At 71.1% G+C, this 22228-nt stretch carries 13 protein-coding genes and 1 riboswitch; of the genes, 8 read left to right on the top strand and 5 right to left on the bottom strand.

Annotated elements, in window-relative coordinates; genetic code table 11:
• The first annotated feature begins 11 nt into the window (after window positions 1-11).
• The 3 genes from recC to recD are packed head-to-tail and all read left to right on the top strand — an operon-like array spanning window position 12 to window position 9531.
• Window positions 12-3536, top strand: a complete 3525-nt coding sequence (recC, locus tag A9976_RS03225) for an exodeoxyribonuclease V subunit gamma (RefSeq protein ID WP_183017784.1) — start codon at window positions 12-14, stop codon at window positions 3534-3536.
• Window positions 3533-7360: an exodeoxyribonuclease V subunit beta gene (gene recB / locus A9976_RS03230; RefSeq protein ID WP_183017785.1), complete on the top strand. Its 3828-nt coding sequence runs from the start codon at window positions 3533-3535 to the stop codon at window positions 7358-7360. Before recC ends, recB begins: the two co-directional genes overlap by 4 nt.
• The gene (recD, locus tag A9976_RS03235) at window positions 7357-9531 is read left to right on the top strand and encodes an exodeoxyribonuclease V subunit alpha (RefSeq protein WP_183017786.1); all 2175 of its coding nucleotides are present in this window, start codon (window positions 7357-7359) and stop codon (window positions 9529-9531) included. Before recB ends, recD begins: the two co-directional genes overlap by 4 nt.
• Window positions 9532-9549: 18 nt before the next feature.
• On the opposite strand, the gene A9976_RS03240 is transcribed toward recD, so the two are convergent.
• Complete coding sequence (locus tag A9976_RS03240; protein WP_183017787.1) at window positions 9550-10212, bottom strand: glutathione S-transferase family protein; 663 nt, start codon at window positions 10210-10212, stop codon at window positions 9550-9552.
• A gap of 119 nt (window positions 10213-10331) precedes the next feature.
• On the opposite strand from A9976_RS03240, the gene A9976_RS03245 reads away from it, so the two are divergent.
• The 4 genes from A9976_RS03245 (at window position 10332) to A9976_RS03260 (ending at window position 13734) form a co-directional block, all read left to right on the top strand.
• Entirely contained in the window at window positions 10332-10691 is a 360-nt protein-coding gene (locus A9976_RS03245) for a hypothetical protein (protein WP_183017788.1), read from the top strand.
• A gap of 97 nt (window positions 10692-10788) precedes the next feature.
• On the top strand, window positions 10789-11301 hold the full coding sequence (locus tag A9976_RS03250) for a copper chaperone PCu(A)C (protein ID WP_013800288.1): 513 nt from the start codon (window positions 10789-10791) through the stop codon (window positions 11299-11301).
• 142 nt (window positions 11302-11443) lie between these two features.
• Window positions 11444-12400: a PhaM family polyhydroxyalkanoate granule multifunctional regulatory protein gene (locus A9976_RS03255; protein ID WP_183017789.1), complete on the top strand. Its 957-nt coding sequence runs from the start codon at window positions 11444-11446 to the stop codon at window positions 12398-12400.
• A 98-nt stretch (window positions 12401-12498) separates the two neighbouring features.
• Complete coding sequence (locus A9976_RS03260; RefSeq protein WP_183017790.1) at window positions 12499-13734, top strand: FIST N-terminal domain-containing protein; 1236 nt, start codon at window positions 12499-12501, stop codon at window positions 13732-13734.
• 41 nt (window positions 13735-13775) lie between these two features.
• Here the strand turns inward: A9976_RS03260 and A9976_RS03265 are convergent, their stop codons facing one another.
• A complete protein-coding gene (locus tag A9976_RS03265) occupies window positions 13776-15107 on the bottom strand; it encodes a D-amino acid dehydrogenase (RefSeq protein ID WP_183017791.1) in 1332 nt (443 codons plus the stop codon).
• A 92-nt stretch (window positions 15108-15199) separates the two neighbouring features.
• A riboswitch (glycine riboswitch) is annotated at window positions 15200-15310 on the bottom strand.
• A 374-nt stretch (window positions 15311-15684) separates the two neighbouring features.
• Here A9976_RS03265 and A9976_RS03270 point away from each other — a divergent pair.
• Window positions 15685-18303 carry a sulfite reductase flavoprotein subunit alpha gene (locus A9976_RS03270; RefSeq protein ID WP_183017792.1) on the top strand — a complete coding sequence of 873 codons (2619 nt, stop codon included), beginning with the start codon at window positions 15685-15687 and terminating at the stop codon, window positions 18301-18303.
• 152 nt (window positions 18304-18455) lie between these two features.
• On the opposite strand, the gene A9976_RS03275 is transcribed toward A9976_RS03270, so the two are convergent.
• The 3 genes from A9976_RS03275 to A9976_RS03285 all read right to left on the bottom strand — a co-directional run bounded on the left by A9976_RS03275 (window position 18456) and on the right by A9976_RS03285 (window position 22181).
• Window positions 18456-19616 carry a peroxidase-related enzyme gene (locus tag A9976_RS03275; protein ID WP_012202463.1) on the bottom strand — a complete coding sequence of 387 codons (1161 nt, stop codon included), beginning with the start codon at window positions 19614-19616 and terminating at the stop codon, window positions 18456-18458.
• A gap of 7 nt (window positions 19617-19623) precedes the next feature.
• Window positions 19624-21105: a SidA/IucD/PvdA family monooxygenase gene (locus A9976_RS03280; RefSeq protein WP_183017793.1), complete on the bottom strand. Its 1482-nt coding sequence runs from the start codon at window positions 21103-21105 to the stop codon at window positions 19624-19626.
• Window positions 21106-21170: 65 nt separating this feature from the next.
• The gene (locus A9976_RS03285; RefSeq protein WP_183017794.1) at window positions 21171-22181 is read right to left on the bottom strand and encodes a tripartite tricarboxylate transporter substrate binding protein; all 1011 of its coding nucleotides are present in this window, start codon (window positions 22179-22181) and stop codon (window positions 21171-21173) included.
• Window positions 22182-22228: the final 47 nt, after the last annotated feature.

Raw genomic sequence — 22228 nt, forward strand, 5'->3', positions numbered from 1 at the left:
GGGGCGCAGAGGTGGCATTGCATTGGCAGCCGGGCTTGATCGCCCTGCACGGGAATCAGACGGAGGTGCTGGCCGACACGGTGCTGGCATGGCTGGCTGCGCACCCGCTGGATGTGCTGGAGCCCGAGGTGGTGCTGGTGCAGAGCAACGGCATGGCCGAGTGGTTCAAGATGCGCATGGCCGAGCAGCTGGGCGTGTGCGCCGCCGCGCGCGTGGAACTGCCCGCGCGCTTTGTGTGGCGCAGCTACCGCCAGGTGCTGGGCCGCCAGGCCGTGCCGCGCGAATCGCCGCTGGACAAGACGCCCATGACCTGGCGGCTGATGCGCCTGCTGCCGCAGTGCCTGCATGACCCGGCCTTCGCCCCCATTGCAGGCTTTCTGCGCCCCGGCGAGCCCGAGCGGTTGCTGCAGCTGGCCCAGCGCCTGGCTGACCTTTTCGACCAATACCAGATCTACCGCGCCGACTGGCTGGATGCCTGGGAGGCCGGGAGCGACCTGCTGCCCATGCCTTTGCGCCCCGATGCGGCCGACACCGCGGTGCCGGAAGGCCAGCTGTGGCAGCCGCGCCTGTGGCGCGCCGTGCTGGCCGAGCTGGATGAGGACCAGCGCGGCGCCACGCGCGCGCGCCTGCAGGGCAGGGTGCTGGCCGCGCTGCAGTCGGGCGAGGCGCCGGCCGCGCCGCTGGCACGCCGCGTGGTGGTGTTCGGCATCAGCCAGTTGCCGCTGAGCCTGCTGGAATTCCTGGCCGCCATTGCAAGCTACAGCCAGGTCCTGCTGGCCGTGCCCAATCCCTGCCGCTTTCACTGGGCCGACGCCATCGACGGGCGCGAGCTGCTGCGCATGGCGCGGCGCCGCCAGCCGCTGCGCGGAGGGCGTGATCTGGCGCAGCTGCCACTGGAGGCCATGCACGCCCACGCCCATCCGCTGCTGGCCGCCTGGGGCCGGCAAAGCCGCGACTATGTGCGCCAGCTCGACGCCTTCGACACCACGGGTGCCGCAGCGCAGCTGCAGATGCCGCGCGTGGACCTGTTCGACGAAACCGATGCCGAGGACCTGCGCACCGCGCCGCTGCTGGCCCAGGTGCAGCAGCGCATCCGCGACCTGGTGCCGCTGGCCGAGCACCCGCCGCTGGAGGTGGCACGGGCCGACCGTTCCATCGTCTTTCACAGCGCCCACAGCGTGGTGCGCGAGCTGGAGGTGCTGCACGACCAGCTGCTGCAGATGCTGGCCCGGCCCCAGGATCCTGCCCAGCCAGGGCAGGTGCCGCTGGCGCCGCGTGATGTGGTGGTCATGCTGCCGTCCATAGAGACCGCCGCACCCTCCATACGCGCCGTGTTCGGCCAGTACGGCCGGCATGACCCGCGCCACATTCCCTTCGACATCGCCGACCTGGGTGCGCGCGCCAGCAGCCCGCTGGCCGTGGCCCTGCAATGGCTGCTGCGCCTGCCGCAGCAGCGCTGCCGGCTCAGCGAGCTGTGCGACCTGCTCGATGTGCCGGCCATTGCCGCGCGCATGGGGCTGGCGGCCGACGACCTGCCCCAGCTCACGCGCTGGATGGCCGGAGCCGGCATCCGCTGGGGACTCAATGCGCCGCAGCGTGGCGCCCTGGGCCTGCAGGCCTGTGGCGAACACAACAGCGCCTGGTTCGGCCTGCAGCGCATGCTGCTGGGCTATGCCAGCGGCGTGGCGCAGGACGGCCAGGCCTTTGGTGGCATCGAGCCCTATGACGAGGTGGGCGGCCTGTCGGCCGAGCTGGCCGGCGTGCTGGCCGCGCTGCTGGATCGCATGCTGGCCTGGTGGCGCGCGGCCGAGCAGTCCGCCACGCCCGAGGCCTGGGCGCAGCGCTTTCGCGCGCTGCTGCAGGATTTTTTCGAGGCGCAGGACGATGAGGACGAGGCCATGCTGGCCGCGCTGGACGCGGCCCTCACGGCCTGGCAGCGCGCCTGCGAGCAGGCCGGCTATGCGGATGCCGTGGAACTGGGCGTGGCCCAGGAGGCCTGGATGCAGGCGCTGGAGCAACCCTCGCTGTCGCAGCGCTTTCGGGCCGGTGGCGTGACCTTTTGCACGCTGATGCCCATGCGCGCCATTCCCTTCGAGGTGGTCTGCCTGCTGGGCATGAACGATGGCGACTATCCGCGCCGCGCCACGCGCAGCGACTTCGACCTGATGGCGCTGCCCGGCCAGCAGCGCCCCGGCGACCGCGCGCGCCGCGACGATGACCGCCAGCTCATGCTCGAAGCCCTGCTGTCCGCACGCCGCGCGCTCTACATCAGCTGGACCGGCCACCATGTGCGCGACAACAGCGAGCAGCCGCCCTCGGTCCTGGTCTCCCAGCTGCGCGACTACCTGGAGGCCGGCTGGCGCGGCGAAGGCGGCCAGTCGCTGCTGGCGCAGCGTACGCAGCAGCACCTGCTGCAGCCGTTCAGCCGCCGCTATTTCGAAGAGGGTTCGCCCTGGACCACCTATGCGCGCGAATGGCGGGCAGCGCATGCACAGCCCGATGGTGCGAGCGAGCCGCCTGCATTGCCCGGGCAACCGCGCCCGCCTTTTGTGCCCGACGCATCGGCGCCGCTGACGCTGGCCAGGCTCACCGATTTCCTGCGCCATCCGGCGCGCGCCTACCTGCGCCAGCGCCTGCAGGTGCGCTTCGAGCAGGAGGACAACCCGGTCGTGGACGAGGAGCTGTTCCAGCTCGACGGCCTGACCGAATACCTGCTGGTGCAGCAGTTGCAGCAGCAGGTGGCGGCCGGCCTGGACGAGCCCGGGCAGGTGGCCCAGGCCATGGAAGACAGCGTGCGTGCGGCCGTCGCGCGCCTCACGCGCTCGGGGCGGCTGCCGCTGGCGGGGCTGGGCGAGCGCGGCGCGCGGGCGCTGCAGTCCTCGGTCACGCCTTCGCTGCGCGAATGGCGCCAGCAACTGGCCCTGTACGCCCATCCCGCGCCGCGCAGGCGGCTGCTGATCGAGCGGGACGGCCTGGTGTTCGACGACTGGATCGACGGGCTGCGCCAGTCCTGCGAAACCGAAGAGTCCCCCGATGCGGACGACGCACAGTGCTGGCTGCTGCTGGACCCGCGCAACCTGCTCAACGCCAAGGGACTGCCCCATGCCGACAAGCTCATGCCGGTCTACCTGCGCAGCCTGGCGCTGTCCGCCAGCGGCTCGCGGGCCCAGCTGGGCGTGGTGGCGCGCGACGCTGTGGTCCAGGTGCTGCCCATGGAGCCGTCCGAGGCGCTGGTCCGGCTGGGTGAGTTGATGGCCTTGTGGCGTGAAGGCCAGGACGGCCCGCTGCCCCTGCCGCTGCGCAGCGGCCTGGCCATGGCCGAAGGCTTTCCCGCGGCGGCCCAGCAGGCCTATGAAGGAGGCCATCTGGTCGGCGGCGAAGGCGAGGACCCGTCCTGGGCGCGCTGCTACCCGGACTTCGAACGCCTGAGTGCCGATGGCCGTTTCGAGGCCCTGGCCCATGCCGCCCACGCGCCGCTGCTCGACTGGGTGGCCGCGCAGGTGCAGGTCCTGCCGTACCAGGGGGATGCGCAATGAGCGCGAGCGAAGAAATGATCGGAGCCGTGACCAGCCATGTGCTCGACGCACAGCGCTTCCCGCTGTGGGGCAGCCGCCTGATCGAGGCCAGCGCCGGCACCGGCAAGACCTGGACCATCGCCGCGCTCTACCTGCGTCTGGTGCTGGGGCATGGCGAGGGCAGCCTGGACGGCATCAGCAGCACGGCCTTCGAGCGCCCGCTGATGCCACCCGACATCCTCGTCATGACCTTCACGCGCGCGGCCACGCGCGAGCTGTCCGACCGCATACGCAAGCGCCTGATCGAGGCCGTGCAGTGCTTTCGTGGCGAGGCCGAGCCCGCGCCCCACGACGCCTTCCTGCACGCGCTGCGCGAGGCCTACCCTGAAGGTGCGGCACGCGAACGCGCGGCCTGGCGCCTGGCCATGGCGGCCGAATGCATGGATGACGCGGCCATCCACACCATCGACGCCTGGTGCCAGCGCATGCTGCGCGAGCATGCCTTCGACAGCGGCAACCTCTTCGACGAAACGCTGGAGCCCGACGAAAGCCAGCGCCAGACCGAGGCCGCGCAGGACTACTGGCGCCAGCAGTGCTATCCGCTGTCCGACGAACTGCTGGACGAGGCCCTGAAGATCTGGCCCCACGTCGGCGCCCTGGTCGATGACATGCGCGCCCTGCTGCGCGAGCCCCCCGTGCCTGGCGCGGGCGAGGGCAGCCTGGCCGACTGCCTGCAGTGCGCCATGGAGCAGCGCCGCAGCCGCCTGCTGGCCCTGGCGGCCGGCTGGGACGACAAGGCGCAGCGCCTGCAGCGGTGGCTGGATGGACAGCTCGACGGCCATGGCGCGCTGTGGGACAAGCGCAAGCTGCAGCCCGCGCGCTACACCGGCTGGCTGGCCGCCCTGGCCGACTGGTCGCGCGCGCCGCTGGACGGCCCGCTGGCGCTGACCGAGGCCGCGCGCCACCGCCTCAGCCCCGAAGGCCTGGCCGAGGCCTTCAAGGGATCGGCCGGCGATGTGCTCATGCCGCTGGAGCTGGCCGAGCTGCAGGCGCTGCTGCAGCAGCTGGAGCAACTGCCGCCCGTCAGCGTGGCCGTGCGCCTGCATGCGGCCGCGCGCGTGGCGCAGCGGCTGGCCCACCTCAAGCGCCAGGCCGGCAGCTTCGGCTTTGCCGACATGCTGCAGCGCCTGGACACGGCCCTGGCCGGCGACAACGGCGCTGTGCTGCGCGAGCGCATCCTGGCCCAGTACCCGGTGGCGCTGATCGATGAATTCCAGGACACCTCGCCGCTGCAGTACCGCCTGTTCGACCAGATCTATCGCACGGCGGCCAACGACCCGCACAGCGCCCTGCTGCTGATCGGCGACCCCAAGCAGTCCATCTACGGCTTTCGCGGCGCCGACATCCACAGCTACCTGCAGGCGCGCCGCGCCACCGAGGGCCGCCACTACGTGCTGGGCACCAACTACCGCTCCACCCAGGCGCTGGTGGGTGCCGTCAACCGCTGGTTCGCGCAGGCCGAACAACGCCCGGGCGAGGGCGCCTTCATGTTCCGGCGCGGCAGCCACAACCCGCTGCCATTCGAGCCCGTGGCGGCCCAGGGCCGGCGCGAGCTGCTGCACACGCGCGACGGCACCATGCCCGCCCTCACCGTGGCCTGGAGTGCGGGCCGTGACGAGGACACCGGCATCCCCCTGCCCTTGTCGGCCGACGAGGTGCGGCGGCGCTTTGCTGCCCATTGCGCCGAGCAGATCGTGCAGTGGCTGGCCGATCCGCAGGCCGGCTTTGTGCAGCCCGATGGCGGCTTTGTGCGCCTGCGGCCCGCCGACATCGCCGTGCTGGTGCGCACGGGCCGCGAGGCGGCCACCGTGCGCCGCGAACTGCAGGCACGCGCCGTGGCCTCGGTCTACCTGTCGGACCAGGATTCGGTGTTTGCCAGCGACGAGGCCCATGACCTGCTGTACTGGCTGCGCGCCGTCGCCGCGCCGCTGGACGCCCAGGCCGTGCGCGCAGGCCTGGCCACGCGGCTCATCGGCCTGTCGCTGGACGAACTGGCCTGGCTGGCCGCCGACGAAGAAGCCTTTGACGCACGCAGCGAGCAAATGCGCGAGCTGCACGGCATCTGGCTGCGCCTGGGCGTGCTGGCCATGCTGCGCCAGACCCTGTACCGCCTGGACCTGCCCGCACGCTGGCTGCAGGACCCGGCCCTGGGCGGCGAGCGGCGCCTGACCAACTACCTGCACCTGGCCGAGTTGCTGCAGACCGCCAGCGCCCAGCTGGAGGGAGAGCAGGCCCTGATCCGCTGGCTCGCCACGCAGATCGAGGCGCCGGGCAGCGGCAGCGAAGAACAGGTGGTGCGGCTGGAAAGCGACGCCGATCTGGTCAAGATCGTCACCGTGCACAAGAGCAAGGGCCTGGAGTACCCGCTGGTCTGCCTGCCGTTTGCAGGCAGCTTCCGCCCCATGGAGCGGGCCAGGACGCCCTTCCTGACCCTGTCCGCGCAGGATGGGGGGGAAGACGATGCCGCCCCGGCCCGCAGGCTGCTGCTGGACTTCAGTGACGAGGATCTGGCCCAGGCCGACCGCGAGCGGCTGCGCGAGGACCTGCGCCTGTTCTACGTGGCGCTTACCCGCCCGCGCCATGCGCTGTGGCTGGGCCTGGCCCCGCTCAAGCGCGGCAACGGCAAGGCCTGCGTGAACGAGCAGGGCGCAGCCGGCTACCTGCTGGGCGGCACCGAGCCGCGCTCGGCCCAGGGCTGGCACGACGGCCTGCAGCAGCTGTGCGGCGAAGACCCGCACATGGCCTGGCGCGACCTGGACGCCGGGCCGCTGCAGCGCACGCGCTGGCAGCCCCCGGCCGGCGCCACCCCGCTGCACGATGCCCCGGCCTACGACGCGCGCTTCGACACCCGCTGGGGCATCGGCAGCTTCTCGGCCCTGGTGCGCGCCATGGCCGCGCCCAGCCTGCCCGTGCTACCCGTGGCCGTGCAGCGCCCGGCCGAGGATGAGCAGGCGCTGGAGCCGCCCCCATCGCCGGAACGGGCGGACATCGCCGGCCTGGCGGGCCTGCAGCCCCTGCAGGATGGACCGGCCGGCGGGCCTGCGGTCTGGCACCGCTTTCTGCGCGGGCCCGTGGTCGGCAACTTCGTGCACGACCAGCTCGAATGGCTGGGCGGTGAAGACTTTGCACTGCCCGTGGACGGGCAGGGTGCGCTCGCCGATCGCCTGGTGCGCCGCTGCGAGCGTGCGGGCCGCGGCGAACAGGCGCGCGACCTGCTGGCCTGGCTCACGGCCGTGGTCCACCAGCCGCTGGCGCCACTCGATGTCACGCTGGCCACGCTGGGCCCGCAACTGTCCGAGATGGAATTCTGGCTGCCCGCCCGCCAACTGCCGGCCGAGCGCATCGACCAGCTGTGCCGGCGCTTCATCCTGCCGGGGCAGGAGCGGCCCGCGCTGCCCCAGCGCTCGCTGCACGGCATGCTGATGGGCTTTGCCGACCTGGTGTTCTGCCACGAGGGCCGCTACTGGGTGCTCGACTACAAAAGCAACCACCTGGGGCCGGACGGTGCCGCCTACGGCCAGGAAGCCCTGGCACGTGCCATGCTCCACCACCGCTACGACGTCCAGGCCGCCCTCTACCTGCTGGCCCTGCACCGGCTGCTGCGCAGCCGGCTGGGCGCCGCCTACGAGCCGCAGCACCAGCTGGGCGGCGCGCTGTACTACTTTCTGCGCGGCATCGATGGCCCGGCCGGCGGCATGCATGCCATGGCGCCCGAGCTGCCTTTGCTTGATGCGCTCGATGAACTGCTCGGTCCTGGCCGCGCCAACGCGGAGGAACTGCCATGAGCCCACGCCCCCGTTCGCGCACCGTCGATACGGACACGCTGGACCTGTTCGATGAACGGCTGGGCGGCAAACCGCCGGGCGACGTATCGCCGGGCGACGTATCGCCGAGCGAAGCATCGCCGGGCACCGACGAGGTGCTGGCCCTGCTGCGCCGCTGGGCCGACGCGGGCCTGCTGCGCCGGCTGGATGCGGCGCTGGCCTCCTTCGTCGCCGGGCAGGATGCGCAGGCCGGGCCCGCCTTGCTGGTGGCGGCCGCGCTGCTGGCGCAGATGGAAGGGCGCGGCCACAGCTGCCTGCCCCTGGCGCCGCTGGCCGGCAACCCCAACGACGTGCTGGCCTGGCCGGCCGAGGCGCTGCCCGCGCAGCAGGCCCTGTGGCAGATGCTGCCCGCGCACCTGTCCGGCTGGATTGCGGCGTTGAGCGCCAGCGCCGTGGTGCGCGTGGTGCATGGCAAGCACGGGGAGCCGGTAGATGGGCGGGAGGGCGGCGAAGACCTCGGCCAGCCCCTGGTGCTGGCCGGTGCCGACGGCCCCGCGCCGCTGCTGTACCTGCGCCGCTACTGGGGCTACGAGCGCGCCGTGGCCACCCACGTCATCCAGCGCACGGCGGCACAGGCCGTGGCGGGACAACCACTGGACGAAGCCCAGGCCCGGCGCTGGCTGGACCAGCTGTTTCCGCCTGCGGCGGACGGCGGCACCGTGGACTGGCAGAAGCTGGCCTGCGCCCTGGCGCTGCGCGGCCGGCTGTCGGTGATCACGGGCGGCCCCGGCACCGGCAAGACCTATACCGCCGCACGGCTGCTGGCCCTGCTGTTTGCCACGGCATCCGATGCCAGCCAGTTGCGCGTGGCCCTGGCCGCTCCCACGGGCAAGGCCGCCGCGCGCCTGAAGCAATCGATCGACGGGGCCTTGCTGCAGCTGCAGGGAAGCATGGCGGGCGAGATCGACCTGGCCGCCCTGGTGCAGCGCATGGGTGCGGCCCGCACCCTGCACTCCATGCTGGGCGCGCGTCCCGATACGCGGCACTGGGGATTCCATGCGGGCCGGCAACTGGACGTGGACGTGCTCATCGTCGATGAGGCCTCCATGGTCCACCTGGAGATGATGGCGGCGCTGCTGGAGGCGCTGCCGGCCGGCGCCCGCCTGGTGCTGCTGGGCGACAAGGACCAGCTGGCCTCGGTGGAGGCGGGCGCCGTGCTGGGGGACCTGTGCCGCGATGCCCAGGCCGGGCGCTATCTGCCCGACACGCTGGACTACGCGCTGCGCGTGGCGGGCCAGCAGCTGCCGCCGCAGTTCGCGGCGCCGGCAGGCGACCGTGCGCCTGCGCTGGCGCAACACACCGTCATGCTGCGCGAAAGTCGGCGCTTCGGCGGCCCCATCGGCCAGCTGGCACGTGCCGTGAATGCCGGCCACGCCGCGCAGGCCCAGGCCTTGCTCGATGCCGGCACGCAAGGCGGTACGCACTCCGAACTCTGGGAACGCCAGGGCGGCGGCGTGCAGGCCGTGACCGAACTGGCCGTGCGCGGGCGCGGCGGCCTGGCCAGCTATGCCCTCTATGCCCAGGCCCTGCAGGGCCGGCCGGATGCGGCCTGTGCCGACCCGGGTGTGCACCGGGCCTGGGTGGTCGATGTGTTGCAGGCCTTCGAGCGCTTCCGGCTGCTGTGCGCCGTGCGCGAGGGGGACTGGGGCGTGTCCGGCCTCAACCGGGCGGTGGAACAGGCCCTGGATGCGCAGGGCGTGATCCGCCGCGGCGGCGAATGGTATGCGGGCCGGCCCGTCATGGTCACGCGCAACGATGCGCAGCTGGGCGTGTTCAACGGCGACATCGGCATTGCGCTGCCGGGAGTGCACCAGGGGCAGCCAGGGCCACTGCTGCGCGTCTACTTCCTGCAGGGCGACGAACTGCGCTCGGTCGGCGTCAGCCGCATGGCCCATGTGGAGACTGCCTTTGCCATGACGGTGCACAAAAGCCAGGGCTCGGAGTTCGAGCACACGGCCCTGGTGCTGCCCTCGCGCGGCGGCAGCGTGCTGGGGCGCGAGCTGGTCTACACCGGCATCACGCGCGCCCGCCAGGCCTTCTCACTGTTCTCCGAGGTGCCTGGCCTGCTGGCCTCGGCCGTTGGCAGCCCCACGCAGCGCGCCAGCGGGCTGCTGCGCTGGCTGCAGGAATGAGGCGGACAGGGCGGTGGCTCAGGCCGGGGTCTTGTCGCTGGCGTAGCGGGACATCATCAGCGCCGTATTGGTCTTGCGGTCGGCATTGACCTGCTGCACCGTGGGCCGCTCGGCCATGCGTGCCAGGTACTCGCGCACGGGCAGGTCGGCCAGCACGTCGCGGCCGCCAACGATCTTGCTGGCCGCGCTGACCAGGGGCAGGTGGACGATGGCGCAGCAGTCGGCCAGCGTGAAGCTGTCGCCTGCCACAAAGGGGGAAAAACGCGCCAGTCTGGCGAAGGCCGCCACGTTCTTGTCGAGCTGGGCCAGCGTGCGCTCCCTGGTGGAGTCGCTGACCTGGCCGCCGAAGAAGGCCTGCGGGTAGAGGATGCGCGCCACCAGTTCCAGGTGCAGGTCCAGGTACACGCACAGCTCGCGCACCTTGGCGGCCTCGAAGGCGTCGGCCGGCAGCAGGGCCGGCGAGGGCGACAGCGTCTCCACGTACTCGACCATGGCGGCCGATTCGCACAGGCCACGGCCGTCGTCGATGCGCAGGTACGGCACCTTGCCCAGCGGCGACAGCGCCGTGTCGGTCTCGCCCAGCCAGTCCAGTTCCTCGTTGAAGGGCAGCTGCTTTTCCAGCAGGGCCAGCTTGACCTTGTTGTAGTAGTTGCTGGCCGCGAATCCGCACAGGGTGAGCATGGGTGTCTCCTTGGGTTGTTTGTGGTGAAGGCGAGGGTGCGCGCCTGCGATGGTAGGGGCGGGCAGGGCATGGCGCGGTCCCGGAGATGACGACTGGGGCAGACCCCTAGAATGGCGCCATGCCGCTTCGCCTGCCCTCCACCTTGGCTGCCTGCGCCCGCTGGGTGCTGGGGCTGTGGCTGTGCGTGGCGCTGGCATCGGCGTTTGCGCCGCTGGCGCGCGCCTCGGGCTGGGAGCGCCTGTGCTCGGCCGCTGGCGAATCGGTCTGGGTGCCCTCGCCGGCCGGTCAGGACAATGCCCTGGCCGGCAGCCACGGCATCGACTGCCCGCTGTGCCTGCCCCCGCTGGCGCCGCCGCCGGGCCTGTGCATGGCGGTCCCGGCGCCGCTGGCGGCAGATGCGCAGCCACTGGCGTACCCGGCCTCCGTCCACAGCGTGGCCATGCCGGCCTTGCCCCAGGCCCGCGCACCGCCCCGGTGACTCCCGGATTCAATCCCTGCCTCTTTCGCCTGGCCAACCCTTTTTGCAATGCACGAAGACCGTGCTGCAATGAATTGAAATTTCTGGAGAAACCGTGATGACACTGCGTCAATGGACCACCCCTTTCCTTATCGCCGCCTCCCTGTCCATGGGCCTGGCCCATGCCCATGCCGATGCCGCCCATGTCAAGGCCGACGCCGCCTGGGCGCGTGCCAGCGTGCCGGGCCAGCAGGCCACGGGCGCCTTCATGCGCCTGACGGCCGAGGAGCCGCTGCGCCTGGTGGGCGTGGAATCGCCCGCAGCCGGCGTGGCCGAGGTGCATGAAATGAAGATGGAAGGCGATGTGATGCGCATGCGCGCCATCGACGGCCTGGACCTGCCCAAGGGCGTGGCCGTGGATCTGAAGCCCGGCGGCTACCACGTCATGCTGCAGCAGCTCAAGAGCCCGCTGCTCAAGGACAGCCAGGTGCCCATCACCCTGGTGTTCAAGGACGCCAAGGGAGAGACCTCGCGCCTGAGCCTGCAGGTCCCCGTGCGCGCGATGGCGCCCGGCGCGGCGGCTGCCCCGGCAGCGGGCCACGGCGGCGGCCACGCCGGCCATTCGCACTGAGCCAGCGCCATTGCACCGGGTTTGTGCGCAGCCGCATGCGCATGACTTGCCGTGGACTTGGCGTGTGCCTGGGTTAAGCTGGGAGCATGGCCGGCATCCTTCGCCGGCATGCTCTTCCAACCCAGTCCTAGCGAGTGCTGCCATGAGTGACGCGTCCTCCTTCGGTTTCGGCAAGTTCATCCCCGGTTTCGACTTCCTGCAGGGCCTGGCCCAGAGCGCAGGATCGGCCACCGCCCGGCCCCTGGGGCGACTGCCCGAATGGGTGGCGCCCACGGTGAGCATCGAAGAGGTGGACAAGCGCATCACCGAACTCAAGGCCGTGCAGTTCTGGCTCGACCAGAACGGCAAGGCGCTGGCCGCCACCATCCAGGCCCTGGAAGTGCAGCGCATGACGCTGTCCACCCTGCAGGGCATGAACGTCAGCATGGGCGAACTGGCGCAGGCCTTCCAGTTCCCCGCCGCTGCGGCCGCAACCGCTGCTGCCACTGCGGGCAAAGGCACCGCCAGCGCGGGGCAGTCCGACCACTCGGACTGGCCCATGTCCTCCGCCGGCAAGGCCGGCAAGCAGGAAAAGCCGCAGGCCGCGCCCGCACAGCCCCCTGCCGAGCCGCCTGCTGCTGCCGCGGCCGCTGCATCCGCGGATGCCGGCGGCAAGGCCTCCGGCCCTGGGGCTTCTGCGCCCAAGGATGGGCCGGCCCAGGCCGCCGCCATGGGCCAGGCCATGCAATGGTGGGGCGCACTGACCCAGCAATTCCAGCAGATCGCCGCCAAGGCCATGGCCGAACCCATGGCCCCCGAGGCCGTGGCTGCCGCACAGCGCGCCACCGGCATGGCCGGCGACATCGCCAAGGCCGCCATGGACCGCATGACGGCCCAGGCGGGCGCCTTTGCTGCGCAGGCAGGCAAGGCGGCGGCTGCACCGGCGGGCAAGGCTCCGGTCGAGGCCGCCAAGGCGCCTGCGAAAGCACCAGCCAAGGCTCCCTCCAAGGCGCCAGCCAAGGCAGCGGCCAGGAAGACGGCGGCAAAGACCAGCGCAAAGACAGCAGCCAAGGCTCCGGCCGCAGGCAAGGCGCCGGTCAAGAGTCGGCCACCGCGCTGAGCGGGACGGTGGCACCCATGGATGGTCTAGTGCATAACACGCTCTAGGCCCGTGCCCCCCGCAAGCCGGGCGCTGGCAGGGCTAGAAGGAAGGTTGGTATGTCGTTGTTTCCTGTAGGCCATGCCAGCCATTCCGACTGGCGTACCGCGGCCGACGCGGTGCTGCAGCAACTGCGCTCGCAGATGGCCGGGCCCGGCCACGCGCAGCGGCCCCGTCTGGGACTGGTGTATCTGTCCCATGCGCATGCCGCCTGCGCACGGCCGCTGCTGCAGCATCTGGCCAGGGCCCTGCCCCATGTGGCGGACTGGGCCGGCTGCTCGGCCGGCGGCGTACTGGCCATGTCGCATGAATACCTGTCCGGCTCCGCACTCGCGGTGATGCTGCTCGATGTACCGGCTGCCCACTACCGCCTGTATTCGGGCCTGGCGCCCCTGCATGCGCCTGGCGGCGAGGCCGGCTTCACGGCCCATTCGGCCCTGGTCCATGCCGGAGGTGGCCAGCCCGAGCTGGCCGAGCTGCTGTACGAGCTGTCCGAGCGCACCGAGTCCGGCCTGCTGTTCGGCGGCGTGGGCGATGACGGGGACGATGGCGTGGAGGGCGTGCAGATCGCCTGCCGTACCGAGGACCTGCATGCGCAGCATGCGGATGCGCGCGGCATTTTTAGCGGAGGCTTTTCAGGCGTGGCCTTCGGTGCGGGCGTGCCCTGCTTCACGGGCATGGCCCAGGGCTGTGTGCCGCTGGGCGAGGGGCTGGAGATCACCGAGGCGCGTGGCGCCCTGGTCACCGGGCTCGATGGCGATCCGGCCCTGCAGCGCCTGCTGCAACTGCTGGGCGTGGAGCTGGAAGGCAGCGACTGGCAGCCCGCGCTGACCACGGTACGCACCACGCTGGCGGCCATTGCGCCGCCGGGCCGGGGCCTGGCCCACGGCGTGTTGACCGAAGAGGCCCAGGTACTGACCCTGGTCGGCCTGGACCCGCTGCGCCAGGGCGTGGCCCTGTCCTCGGCCGTGGAGGCCGGGCACTCGGTGATCTTCTGCCGCCGCCAGGCCCAGGTGGCGCGCCAGGAACTGCTGCAACTGGGCGCCGCATTGCGCGATGCGGCGGAGCCTGAAGAACCAGTTCCGGAAGGCGAGGCACAGCCCCGCATCCGGGGCGCCATCTACATCAGTTGCCGGGGGCGCGGCGGTGGCCTGTTCGGCGGACCCGATGCCGAGTTGCGCACCCTGCGCCACGCACTGGGCGATGTGCCATTGATCGGCTTCGTCGCCGAAGCCGAGATCATGGACGCCCGCCTGCACCGCTTCGCCGGAGTGTTGACGGTGTTCACTGCTTAGGCGTCGTACACGCCGTACACACGGTACACACCGTCTGCACCTCAGACCGCGCGCGGGCGCACCGTGCCTGCGCTGCGATCCGGGTCCATGACTGCAGCTCCCAGAAAATCGAAATCCACGGCCGGCTGTCTGCCGCTGACCAGGTCGGCGAGCGCCATGCCGGAGCCGCAGGCATGGGTCCAGCCCAGCGTGCCGTGGCCGGTGTTCAGGAACAGGTTGGCGATGGGCGAGCGTCCGATCAGCGGCACATTGCTGGGCGTGGCGGGGCGCAGGCCGCTCCAAAATTGCGCGCGTTCGGCATCGCCGGCGCCGGGGAACAGCTGCTGCACCCGCCGCACGATGGCCTCGCAGCGCACGGGGTCCAGGTTGCGGTCGTAGCCGTTGAACTCCGCCGTGCCCGCGATGCGCAGCCGGTCGCCCTGAGCGCCCGTATAGCGCGAGAACACCAGCTTGAACTCGTCGTCCGTGAGACTGACCTGATAGGCCTTGGCGGGGTCCAGTACCGGCAGGGTCACGGAGTAGCCCTTGGCCGGATAGATGGGCAGGCGCAGCCCCAGCGGCTGGGCCAGCAGCGGGCTGAACGAGCCCATGGCCAGCACATAGGCGTCTGCCTGGATGCGTTCGTAGCGGCCCTCGGCATTGGTCATCTCCACATGGTCGATATGGCGGCTGGCGCCCGCGCCCGTGGTGCGCAGCGCCGTCACATGGTGGCTATGGCGGAATTGCACGCCTGTGGCGGCAGCGATGCGCGCCAGCTCGCGTGTGAAGAGGTTGGCGTCGCCCGATTCATCCTCGGCCGTAAAGGTGGCGCCCGCTATCTGCCCGCGCACATGGGCCAGGGCCGGCTCCAGGCGCACGGCTTCGTCGGCATCGATCAGGCGGCGGTCGCAGCCCAGGGCCTGCATCTGCTCGGTGGGCTTGAGCGCGCCCTCGAACTCGCGGGCGTTCGTGTAGAAGTGCAGGATGCCTTGCATGCGCTGCTCGTACTGGATGCCGGTGTCCGACCGCAGCTGCTGCAGCGCCTCGCGGCTGTAGGTGCCCAGGCGCACGATCTGCTGGATGTTGTGGCGCGTGCGCGCGGGCGTGCAGTTGCGCAGGAAGGACAGGCCCCAGAGCCACTGGCGCATGTCGGCACGCAGGCGAAACAGCAGCGGTGCGTCCTGCCGGCCCAGCCAACCGAGCAGCTTCAGCGGTGCGCCTGGGTTGGCCCAGGGCTCCGCATGGCTGACCGAGATCTGCCCGCCGTTGGCAAAGCTGGTTTCGGCGCCGGGCGCAGCCTGGCGGTCTATGACGGTCACTTCGTGACCCAGGGATTGCAGATAGTAGGCCGAGGCGGTGCCGATCAGGCCGGCTCCGAGAACGATGACGCGCATGACAATGCCCTTTCAAAGGCATGTGCCGGTCACGCGGAAGCTGGTAGCTATGGATTCAATAGCAAGCAGCCGGCGTCCGTCGTGACGCAGCTGCCGCTCCCCCTGTCCTTGGTACCTGAGAGATTCACCGCCGTCCATGGGGACGGGGCTTGCTCCTTCGGTGCGCCGCGCCTTGCGCGCGGCGGCTCTCCAGACGGCATGATGAGTTTGCAGTACGGAACCTGAGCGTGTATGGGAGTTTGCGCCTTCGGTGAGGCCGGCACCGTGGCGCCCGCCTGCTCTCCTGCAGATGGCGATTCTAGGGGGCGGCCCGTGCTGCTGCCGCTAGGCGTAAACCCCAGGTCGGTCTGCGGGCCATCGCCTGCGCGCAACATGCGGTAAATGAGAACAATTTAGAATTTCGCGCTGATGGCGCCCTCCCTCCCTGGCCCCGGCCGACGCCGCCCGGGGCTGGCGAACGGCCGCCATGCACGACCACTGCCTGCTGCCAGCTACCCTCTGCCCGCCTCCCATGCACCGCTCCGTACTGATGCTCCGTTGCGCACCGATGGACATCTGACTGCCTTCGTCCGCCCCCATGACTTTCAAGAAAATCTGGTTCCAGCTGCACTGGTTCTTCGGCATCACGGCCGGCACGGTGCTCATCGTCATCGGGCTGTCGGGCGCGGTGTTCTCCTTCCACGAGGAAATCCTGGGCTGGATGAACCCCGGCACGGCAACCGTGCCCGCGCGCGATGCCGCGCCGCTGGCGCCGCCACAGATTGCGCAGGCGCTGCGCGAGGCCGGCGAGCAGCGCGTGGTCCAGCGCATCACCGTCTTTGCCGAGCCCGGCCGCTCGGCCCAGGTGGCCTTCAAGCCGCCGGCCGGCCAGCGCCGGGGCCAGACGGTCTTTGTCGATCCCTACACGGGCGCGCAGCTGCCTGAGCAGCACGGCACGGAGTTCTTCGAATGGGTGGAGCGCCTGCACCGCTGGCTGCTGCTGTCGCGCGATGACGGCAAGCCCATCACGGGCACGCTGGCCGGCCTGTTGCTGATGCTGTCGCTGTCGGGCCTGTACCTGCGCTGGCCGCGCCGGCCGCTGTCATGGCGCACCTGGCTGAGCTTCGACCCGGCGCTCAAGGGCCGCTCCTTCCTCTGGGGCCTGCACTCGGTGGCGGGCACCTGGGCCCTGGTGGCCTATGTGGTGTTCACCTGCACTGGCATGTACTGGGCCTTTGGCGTGGTGCGCAGCACGGTGGACGGCTGGGCCGGCGTGCCGCCGCGCGTGGCCGCTCCCGCGGCGCCGTCCTCGAAACCCGGTGGCGGCCGGCCTGAGCCGGCTGGCGTGCAGCAGCCCATCGACATCGCGCCCGGCTGGGCCGCCTTCGAGCGCATCGCCCATGGCTGGCAGTTCGCCCAGCTGCGTCTGCCCGAGCGTGCGGGCCAGCCCCTGCAGATCAGCTGGCTGGATGCCGACGCCGCCCATGAGCGCGCGCGCAACCAGATGGCCTTGCTGCCCGACGGCGCCGTGCAGCGCGACGAGCGCTATGCCGACCTGCCCACGGGCCGCCGCGCCGTGGGCGCCATCTACCCGCTGCACATGGGCACCTATTTCGGCATGCCGGGGCGCATCTTCATGACGCTGGCCTCGCTGATCATGCCCCTGTTCGCCATCACGGGCTGGATGCTCTACCTGGACCGCCGGCGCAAGGCGCGCGCCCTGGCCAAGGAGCGCCAGGCGCTGCTGGAGGACCCGCCACCGTCCGCGCCTGCGGGCCAGGACACCGTGCTGGTCGCCTTCGCCAGCCAGGCCGGCCGTGCCGAGCACCTGGCCGTGGCCACCGTGGCTGTGCTGCGCGGCGCAGGCATGGCGGCCAGCCTGCAATCCGTGGCGAGGCTGGATGCCGAGCAGCTGCGCCACCATCGGCGCGTGCTCTTCGTGGCCAGCACCTTCGGCGAAGGTGATCCGCCGGATGCCGCGCGCCGCTTTGCGCGCCTGCTGGGCGCGGCCTCGGGCTCGGCCCTGCCGCATCTGCAATACGGCCTGCTGGCGCTGGGCGACCGGCAGTACGCGGCCTTCTGCGGCTTTGGCCATGCGCTGGACCACCAACTGCGCCGCCTGGGCGCGCAGCCCGTGTTTCCGCTGATCGAGATGGATGGCGAGGAACCCCAGGCCTGGCATGCCTGGCAGCAGGCGCTGGCAGGGCATTTCGGCGCCGTGCTGCCCGTGTGCGATGCCCTGCCTGCGTCTTCGGCGGAGCCGCTTGCCGACGCCACGGCCTTTGCTGCCTGGCCGCTGCAGGCGCGCAGCCTGTGCAACGCGGGCAGCCAGGGCGCAGGGCTTTATGTGCTGGACTTGGCACCGCCCGAAGGCGTGGCCCCGCTGTGGCGGGCTGGTGCGCTGGCCGAGGTGCTGCCACGCCATGGCGCAGCCACCGTGCAGGCCTGGCTGGCTGCCCAGGAATGCGACGGCTCGGCCCCCGTGCAATGGCGCCAGCAGAGCTGCATGCTGGGCGAGGCACTGGCCGCCAGCGTGCTGCCGGCCCCGGGCGACATCGCCCCCGGCACCGCGCCCCAGGCCGTGGCCGATGCGCTGCTGCCGCTGCTGCCGCGCAGCTACTCGGTCGCCTCGCTGCCGCAGGACGGCCATGTGCGGCTGCTGGTGCGCCAGGCCCGCCATGACGGCGGCCTGGGCGTGGCGTCGGGCTGGCTGACGGCGCATGCGGCCCAGGGCACGTCCGTGGCCATGAGACTGGTGGAAAACCGCGCCTTCGAGCCGCGCGACGAGGCAGGTGCCGAGCCCGATGCGCCGGCCATCTTCATCGGCAACGGCTCCGGCTATGCCGGCCTGCGCGGCCACCTGCTGGCGCGCATGCACGCAGGCCGCCACCGCAACTGGCTGCTGTTCGGCGAACGTCAGCGGGCCCATGACGGGTACTGCGAGGCCGAGGTCTCCGGTTGGCTGGCCGCAGGCAAGCTGCAGCGCGCCGACTTCATCTACTCCCGCGACCAGGCCCGGCGCCGCTACGTGCAGGACGCCCTGCGCGAAGCCGCCGAACCCCTGCGCGACTGGATCGCCGACGGCGCCGTGCTCTACGTCTGCGGCAGCGCCGACGGCATGGCCGCAGGCGTCGATGCCGCGCTGGCCGACATCCTGGGCACTACCGCCGTCGAAGACCTGATCGTCGAAGGCCGTTACCGCAGGGATGTGTACTGAGGTGAAGCGCCGCGTCTTAATGCACAGCGCATGAAACTGGCGCGGCCCAAGTCAGGGACACCTAGCAAGGGCCGCCCCGCCGCGAGAGTGTCGTCCCCCTCCCGCGTAGCGAGAGAGGGCGCCGTGCATACGGGGGAAGGCGCGTAAGCGCCTCAGGGGGTGATGTACCTCTCCTTGCCGAGATTGAGCATCAACCGGTTCGCCCAGCCGAACAGCGCGGCCGAATGCAGCATGTCCAGGATTTCCTGGTCGGTGAGGCCGGCATCGCGCAGCGGCTGCAGCTGGGCTGCGCCAAAGCTGCCGGGCGCGCGCGTCAGGGCCAGCGAGGACTGGATGATGGCGCGTTCGCGCGCATTGGTGCCGGCCGTGTCGGGGTCATCGAACATCTGGGCCATGACATCGTTGCGCTTGGCCAGCTGCTCGAAGCGTTGGGCGTGGACCGATGCGCAGTACACGCAGCCGTTGGAGCGCGAGACGGCCGTGGCCGCCACCTCGCGCTCGGCGCGCGACAGGCCGCCGGGTGCATACATGATGGCGTTGAAGGCCTGCGAGCGCTCCGACAGCACGCGCGGCTGGCGGGCCAGCAGCAGGTAGAAGTCCGACGTGCGCGCCTTGGGGTGGCTCAGGTCCAGCACGGCCTGCTGCTCGGCCGTGGCCGTGGCGGGGTCGAGCACGGGCAGCCAGGACGTCCAGTCCAGCGTCTCGCTGGTGTAGCCGTTGCGGCGCAGCGGCTCGCCCGGTGGCGGCAGGTTGGCGGGGTGCACGAAGGGTGCGGCGGCGGCTTCGGCAGCCGGTGCGCTGGCCTGGCCGCCCAGCGCGTCCATGGCCTGCACGCCCGCGAACAGGCGCAATTGGTAGGCGATGAAGCCCACCAGCTGGGCCACCAGCACAGTGTCGTCGATGGACAGGCCGGACTCGGGCATGGCCAGCAGCGCGGCGCGGTCGCTCTCGGCCGGGTGCAGGGCCAGGGTGCGCACAAAGTGCAGGGCCGCATCAAGGCGCGCATTGCCGGTCTGGGCGCCGGGCTGGGCCAGCACGGTGCGCAGCGCGGGCGTCAGGGCATCGCCCAGGGATTCGGCACGCTGGCGGTATTCATCGGCCAGGGCCTGCACGCCGCTGACGCGGCATTGCTCGCTGGCCAGCACCAGGCGCTCGGCGCGCGACAGGCTGTCGGCCAGGCCGTCGCCCAGCAGCAGGTCCTCGCAGGCCTGGGTGGCAATGGCCACCTTGTCGCGCTGGCGGCGCGTGGCGAAAACGGGGGACTGGTCGGTCAGGCCGGCCAGGCGGTCGATGGTGTCGTTGGCGGTGGTCATGGGTATCTCAGGTCTTGTCTGCCAGGGCCCGCACGCGGGCTTCGGGGTCGGCGGGCGTCCATTCGCTGCCGTCGAGCTCAGGCTCGGAATAGGACTGCAGCTGGGCGTAGTGGTGTTCCAGGTCCTCGCGGTAGAACAGCGAGGCCAGGCCCTGGGCCAGCTTGCGCGCGCCGTCGCTGATGGCGGGGATATCGCCCGACACCGTGCCGTGCGACAGCGCGGCCGGATAGCAAAAGCAGTGCACATGGTCCAGGCCGGGCAGGGCGCCGGGCGTCTTTTCCTGGAACTCGAACAGCGGGCCCAGGTCGGGCGAGTCCGACAGCTCCTGGTCCTCGGCACCCGCCTCGGGCACGAAGCGGTCGCTCCAGATGCGCACATGGGGCGCCAGGTCGGCGAACTCGGGGCGCTGGCGCCAGTCGATGGCAAAGCCGGTGGAGACGATCAGGAAGTCCAGCACGAACACGCCGCGCGGCGTGTCCACGCGCAGCCGGTCTCCGTCCTGCTCCACCTTCTGCACGGCGCAGCCCAGGTTGAAGTGGGCGTTGGCATGGCGCGAGACGCGCAGCGTGCTGCCGTGCGGAGGTGGCACCTGCTGCACGTTGATGTAGTGGCGTATGCGCCATTTCCAGGTGTCGGGCAGCAGGAACTGGCCGTGCGTGAGGCCGGGCGTGCCCGAGCCCTTGGATTTGTTGATGCGTGGCAGGTCGCTGCGGCGCACCAGCAGGTCCACGCTGGCGGCGCCGTTCTCCAGCGCGGTGGCCGCGCTGTCCATGGCCGACGAGCCCGCGCCCACCACGCCCACATGCAGGCCGGCCAGGCGGCCGTAGTCGAGCACGTCGGAGGAATGCGCCCAGCGGCTGCGGTCCACGCCCTGCATGAAGGCGGGGATCTGCGGGCCGCCCAGGCCGTCGCGGCCCGTGGCCAGCACCACGCGGCGTGCCAGCCAGGTGCGCGAGGCGCCATCGGCCGTCACATCGACCTCGACCGTGCCGTCGGCCTGCGGGCGGATGGCCGTGACCTGGTGGCCGTTGCGCACGTCGCAGCGCATCACGCGGCGGTACCAGCGCAGGTAGTCCATCCATTGCAGGCGCGGGATCTTGTCCAGCGCGGCCCAGGCTTCGCGGCCCCATTGGGCGATGAACCAGGCGCGGAAGGTCAGCGAGGGCAGGCCCAGCGCGGGGCCGGTCAGCTCCTTGGGCGAGCGCAGGGTTTCCATGCGCGCCGTCGTGGCCCAGGGGCCTTCGAAGTCCAGCGGGGCCTTGTCCAGCAAAACGGCCGCGATGCCCAGCTGGGACAGCGCGGCCGACAGGGCCAGGCCGGCCTGGCCGGCGCCGATGACCAGGACATCGTGCACGGGCTGGCCGTCGCGGGTGGAGGGAGGGATCCAGGCCTTGGCAGGCCAGCCCAGGGCGACGAGGTCGTCGCGCAGGCGTTCTTCAAGGGCAGCCAGGCCCGCAGGGGCCGGGGCTGCCGGTTCGGTCAGGGACATAGACTCACCAGGAACTCACGAGGAAAGGCGCGCCAGCGGGGCAGGGCCTGCGGGCGCGCACGGCATCAATCGATGCTGATTTTCGCGTCTTTGACCACCTGTGCCCACTTCAGGCGGTCGCTGTGCACGGTTTTCTTGAACTGCTCGGGCGTCTCGATGCGGATGGCATTGCCCTGGGACTCGAAGCGTGCACGCACCTCGGGCAGCTCCAGCACCTCGCGCACGGCCTGGCCGAGCTTGGCCACGATGGCCGGGTCCGTGCCCTTGGGCGCGAAGATGCCGAACCAGATCGAGCTGTCGAAGCCCTTGGTGCCGGCCAGGCCGCTGGAGGCGATGGTGGGCACTTCCTTGATGACTTCCACGGGCTTGGCCGTGGTCACGCCCAGCAGGCGCACCTTGCCGCTCTTGTAGTGAGGCAGCACGGTCTGGACCTGGTTCATGATGCAGCAGGTCTCGCCGCGCAGCACCGAGGTGATGGCCTCGGGGCCACCCTTGTAGGGCACGTGGACCATGTTCAGGCCCAGGCGCGCATTGAACTCGGCAAAGGCCATGTGCGTGCCTGCGCCGTTGCCGGTGGAGGCGTAGTTGTACTTGCCGGGGTTGGCCTTGATCTCGTCCACGAACTCCTTGAGGTTCTTGACGTTGATCACGTTGGGATTGATGGTCAGCACGTTGGACACATCGATCAGCGGCGCCACCGGCACGAAGTCGGTTTCCACATCGAAGGGCAGCTTCTTGTACAGCGCGGCATTGCTGCCGTGCGTGGCGGCCGTGCCGAAGGCCAGCGTGTAGCCGTCCGGCTTGGCGCGCGCCACGATCTCGCTGGCGATGTTGCCGGCCGCACCCGACTTGTAGTCAATGATCAGGGGCTGGCCCAGGCGCTGGGACAGTGGCTCCTGCACGCCGCGCGCGATCACGTCCACGCCCGAGCCTGCCGGGAAGCCCAGGATCATGGTCACGGGCTGGTGCGGCCACGAAGCCGCCGAATCGGCTGCCACCGCTGCGGTGGAGCCGAAGACGGCCAGGGCCGCGGCGGCGGCGGCGGGAATCCAGGAGCGGAAAAGCGAGGGGCGCATGGTGTGCAGGGGTATCCGGTGAATCAATTCCCATATTTTCCTGGGAA

Source organism: Delftia sp. UME58, from assembly GCF_014170385.1.
GTDB classification, from domain to species: domain Bacteria; phylum Pseudomonadota; class Gammaproteobacteria; order Burkholderiales; family Burkholderiaceae_C; genus Comamonas; species Comamonas acidovorans.